This window comes from Halobacillus seohaensis (assembly GCF_042663045.1).
GTDB classification, from domain to species: domain Bacteria; phylum Bacillota; class Bacilli; order Bacillales; family Halobacillaceae; genus Halobacillus_A; species Halobacillus_A seohaensis.
Map to the genome: position 1 here is coordinate 1 of NZ_JBHSZV010000002.1, position 5,202 is coordinate 5,202.

5 protein-coding genes are annotated in these 5,202 nt (G+C 35.1%); 1 reads left to right on the forward strand and 4 read right to left on the reverse strand.

What is annotated here, in order from left to right; translation table 11 throughout:
• Positions 1-54: 54 nt before the first annotated feature.
• The 4 genes from ACFQIC_RS00185 to resA form a co-directional block, all read right to left on the reverse strand.
• Positions 55-753, reverse strand: a complete 699-nt coding sequence (locus ACFQIC_RS00185; RefSeq protein WP_390216883.1) for a response regulator transcription factor — start codon at positions 751-753, stop codon at positions 55-57.
• Positions 754-881: 128 nt separating this feature from the next.
• A complete protein-coding gene (locus ACFQIC_RS00190; protein ID WP_204707632.1) occupies positions 882-2,039 on the reverse strand; it encodes a F510_1955 family glycosylhydrolase in 1,158 nt (385 codons plus the stop codon).
• Positions 2,040-2,713: 674 nt separating this feature from the next.
• Positions 2,714-3,424 carry a cytochrome c biogenesis CcdA family protein gene (locus tag ACFQIC_RS00195; protein ID WP_204707634.1) on the reverse strand — a complete coding sequence of 237 codons (711 nt, stop codon included), beginning with the start codon at positions 3,422-3,424 and terminating at the stop codon, positions 2,714-2,716.
• Positions 3,417-3,968: a thiol-disulfide oxidoreductase ResA gene (gene resA, locus ACFQIC_RS00200; RefSeq protein ID WP_204707636.1), complete on the reverse strand. Its 552-nt coding sequence runs from the start codon at positions 3,966-3,968 to the stop codon at positions 3,417-3,419. Before resA ends, ACFQIC_RS00195 begins: the two co-directional genes overlap by 8 nt.
• 1,074 nt (positions 3,969-5,042) lie before the next feature.
• On the opposite strand from resA, the gene ACFQIC_RS00205 reads away from it, so the two are divergent.
• The coding region (locus ACFQIC_RS00205) for an ATP-binding cassette domain-containing protein (RefSeq protein ID WP_390216884.1) at positions 5,043-5,202 on the forward strand (160 nt) is incomplete at its 3' end.

The window sequence follows — 5,202 nt, forward strand, 5'->3', positions numbered from 1 at the left end:
ATTAAAAACAACGCCATGATGGTCCCACCAAGTTTTAGAACAACGTTATTCATCTTATGTCTGACCCTCTGGTGTATTAAATCTGTAACCCACACCCCAAACCGTCTTTATAGGGTTATAAGAAAGTCCCATTTTTCGGAGCTTTTCCCTTATATTTTTTACATGTGTATCGATAGCTCTTAAATCACGAAATTCACTTGGTGACCAAACTCTATCTAGTAGAACTTCTCGAGTAAACACTCGCTTTGATTGACCGGCGATTAAGTAAAGAATATCAAATTCTTTAGGAGTCAACTCAATTAGGGTTTGAAAAACCTGAACCTCTCTACTTTCTCCATTGATTGATAAGTTTTCAAAGTGTAATAAACGATCATTAGACTCCTCATTTATCATCTGGCGGCGAAGCAAGGCGTTGACTCTGGCAACTAATTCTTCAGAAGCAAATGGTTTAATTAGATAATCATCCGCACCAAGATTCAAACCATGGACTCGATCCTTAACGTCATTTCGTGCCGTTAACATGAGAATAGGGACTTGTTTAATCTTGCGTATGGTTGAACAAACTTCCCACCCATCAATATCTGGGAGCATGATATCCAGAATTATTAAATCGTATGGTGTCTGCTTAGCCATCTTTATGGCTTCATTCCCATCCCTGGCTTCATCAATCTGAAATTTCTCTTTAGATAGATAGATCTTAACTAAATTTCTCATGTTCCACTCATCATCAACAACAAGGATTTTGTTATCCATCTAAACCCCTCATTTTTATTTAATAGTAATTTATAGATTGTGTTATCTGTGAGGATTGAAAACTTATATCTTTATTTTCCACTTAATTGTAATAGTAATACCATGTCTTCACATTTCAACGAAAACCATTAATGAGTGATTGCTATTCCTTCATCCACACTCTGCTCCCACGTTTCCCCTTCATCATGTGAAAAATAGATATCTCTCTTTTTAGTGGCAAAAACTAATTCATTGTTATGGGCAGGGTTTTGTTTCACATAAGTTATTACATCATCTTTCAAATCAGGAATAGACAGTTCGTTAATTTCATTCGTGGATAGGTTAAATTGTAAAAGCTTTGCAACATTCGACTCAGTGGCTATCAACAAGTTGTTCTGGTGGTCAAATGAAACGGCTGACACAGCCCCTGAAACAGGTAGTTTTTCGAAACTATTTCCATAGTTATCTGATAAGAAAATGCCTTGGTTTGTGCCTATAGTTACGATTCCTTGTTTTGTTGGATGTGCTGCCAATCCAATAGCCTTCCCTTGAAGCCCCTTAAGTTCACTTTGGGTCCATGTCTTTGCTTCATCCACGGAATAATAAAAGCCCATTTGATCCATTTGTGAGTTTTCAGAAGGGTTAAATACATAGATTTCTCTTGTATCATATCCGACAGTCATTCCATGAAAATCAATTTCTCCGTATAAACCCAATTGTTCAATTGTTTTTCCTTTATCTGTACTTTTGATTATACCCAGAGGATTGGCTAAGTCCGAACCAGGTGCAGGGTGCCCACTGCTAAAAAATCCATCACTAAACATAGAAAAACCCATGTAGTCGTGATTGTCTCCTTCTTTCGGATTAGTCCAAGAACCGTCCTTGTATACTCTTAGCCCATCATGTGCTGGGACATATAATTCTTCTCCATCACTTGTATAGCCTAAACCATGAATATGCTTAAATGTTATTTTCTCTTCTTTATTTACGTTTGCAAAAATCGCAAGAGGAATCACCGATAATAAAGAAACAATAAGGACCCATTTATAAATGGTGCTTTGCTTAGATAGGGAATTACGTTTCTCTCGATTGTCTTTTGTTTTTAGATTTAACCTTTTCATTTTTGATTTAACTAAAACAAATAGAACTAGAAAAATTACGACTATCAACAGCGATGCTACTATACCATAATTCCAATAATTTGTAATTTCTTCACCAGCATGCTCCTCTGTGCCATGAGCAAGTACGTTAAATGGGATAAAAAATAAGATTAAACCTGTTATTAAAGATAATATTGACTTCTTCATTATTTTCTTTGTTCACTCCTAGTTAGTTAATTTAATGTAAAACGTTTACTAGCTTACACAAAAAGTTTGAGGAAATTATGTAGTTTGGTTCATCAAAGCAATTTGAAAATCCCTTCGCTGAATACAGCCATGCAAATAATACACGCCTTTATTTCAATACGAACTCCTAGTACTCATAATTAAGTTCAAATGTCCCCCCTATCAATCTAGCTTTAGTTGTATAAAACTATCTTTCTTGGTACATGCTTATTTGCAGACATCAGCACTTAACTTCACCCTTCACAAGGAATTCAGTCAAGTAATGAACCGAACAAGTCAATTACTTAGACAAGATATTTGTTGAGTTGGATGGAACGATTAAAAACAAATATAAAGATGAGAGTCAAATCATTTTTGAAGGTCATTCTACTGATCATCTAGATAACGAGTCAAAAGATTAATCTACAGCTTTCTATTACGGTCGATAAATCTAAAAAAAGACAATCTTGGAAATCGGTTTCCACTGCTCATTCTTGATTGAATTGAATATTTTCAAAAAGAATCGCCCCGTTCTAAAACAAGACGATTCTTTTTTTATGTTAATTTATCTAAAAGATCGTGTAATTCAACGAGTGGATAAAAACAGAATCTATTCTTACTGCAATTTCATTTATAGACTAGACTCCTTCCTCCATTTAAAACCCCGTCCATCCCCCGAAAAATTGGTTTGTTATAAAGGAAGTCAATTGCGTCATCCACCCAAAAAATAAAAAGACACCCATAAAAATCATGGCATAGCCTCCGAATTTCACAACCTTCCTATTATGCCTTTTAATCCATTTTAAACGTCCAATAAACAGTGCCATGATTATAAAAGGAATAGAAAATCCTAATACATAACTGATCATATAGATCACTGCTTGATCTGGAGATGACACACCCATAGCAATAACCGCGGCAAGGATGGGACCCGTACATGGCGTCCACCCCGCGGCAAAAGCCATTCCCACGGCACTCGATCCAATATAACCTTGAGGGCGATTCTTAAAAGAAACCTTATAATCTTTCATTAAGAGTCCAGGCTTAAAGATTCCAACGGTGACAAGACCCAAAAAGATAATTAAAATGGCACCCAGTTGTCGGATTAAGTCATCGTAACGAATAAACCATCCCCCAATCCACGAAGTAGAAAAACCTATGGCGATAAAGATAATTGAAAATCCAAAGAGGAAAAATAACGTATGTAGAAGAGGTTGTTTTTGAGACAACAAATTTTTAGTTTTCAATTCATCAATCGACATCCCTGTTATGTAAGATAGAAATGCTGGATACAATGGTAAGCAACAAGGGGATATAAATGATAAAAACCCGGCGCCGAACGCCAACAGTATATTGATATCAGCCATTTGGATTCCTCCAATCATCAGGTTGGATTCTCTTCATATAGCCGGAGATTTCCTTTTCCGTCATTCCAGCCGTAATACGATCCACAACTTGACCGTTTTCATCAATTAAGAAGGTCACCGGAATCGGACCAATTCCATAAGCATTTAGTAGATTTTCACCCCTGTCCATTAAAACTGGGAACGTCATCCCTTTACGATCAACGAAAGCTTGTACCGCAACAGTAGTCTCCCCTACATCGACAGACAAAACCTGAACACCCTTGTCTTTGAAGATTTGATACTGATTTTCGATATAAGGCATTTCCTCTTCACAAGGTTTACAGTACGTTGCCCATACATTCAAGAATACCCCTTGTCCTCGGTAATCGCTCAATTGAACGGTTTCACCAGAGAGTGTTTCCAATTTGAAGTCAGGTGCCATGTCCCCTGCTTTAACAAGACCCGAATCCTTAGTGAAATTTTGGTATAAAACAAACCCGATTAGAAGGACGAATATGCCCAATATTGAAACACGCATTATTAATCGTTTCTTGCGATTTTTCACTGCTTGACACACCTTTCTGAACTTTCTTCACCAACATTATCCAAAAATATTTCTATGGGAATTATAAACGAATTTTATGTAGAGTTTGTGAGGATTTGTTGTTAAAGCATTCTTTTTAGATTAGACCTTTAGACCCTATAGGTTATTCCATTAAATGTCCTGTTTAAAGAATGATCCTTTTTCAATTATAAAATCTACATTATTATCAATAACATTTGTTTTTGATAACAAGCATCCAAAGTACTTGTGAATTTCAGTGGTAAATGACGCATTAATTTCGGGGTTAATTGTCTTAAGAAGCTGGTCCTAGACGAATTTGATTGCTATACAAAAACCATACGAATTCTTCGTATGGTTTTAAAAGATTTAACATAGGGTTTCTCGAGAAATGAGTAAGAATCTTCTGCAATAGCTCCCGTTTGCGTAATATCATTTCTGCGACCTTTTGTAGACAGTCATATTTAACTTTTTCGTCCTATAATTGAGATAATATGTTATTAAAGTCCACTTGTTAGAAAAGAAAAAAATCTTAAATTATAAAATTCACTTAACTTTTGTAACACCTAAAGCATAATGACTCCACAAAATATTCTCTACTAATTCTGCTTGTGTTTCCTCACAATCTATTATTAAAATAACTTCTGATTGTTTACCTTTTAATAGTCTGTTTTTCTTTTTGAGTACCTTTTCTGTAAAAACTCGAATAGCAAGACCAATAATGAATCCTGCAAGACATTAAAAATATGCAATAAGAGTAGCGTTTACTCATCTAGTTTACAAATAACTCTTGACATCCTATAAGTACAGAAGTAGTATTTGCATCAAGGAAACTTTTTTTGATCTAAACATAATATGTTCTCAACCGCAATCATCATAGCTGTCAAACAATTGAAGACCTTTTTTTTACATCCTTATCCATTTTTTAGTGACTCAAGAATAAATTCCGGTTGTTGCACTACTTTTTTTTTACAGAAAAAGTTGCATTAAGGAAAAAAAATTACCCTTTAGAAAAGGTCGTTTTCAGCATAGTTATTTTAATTTTAATTGAAATATATACAAGAAAGGATGATTTTCATGTCACACGCATTATCGGTTGGAAATTTGAACGTATCTTATCTTGGTGAACCTGCATTAAGAAATGTATCTTTCCAAATTAAAAAAGGGGCACTTGTTGGTATTATCGGACCAAATGGTGCTGGTAAATCGACTTTAATTAAAGCAATCATGGGACTTA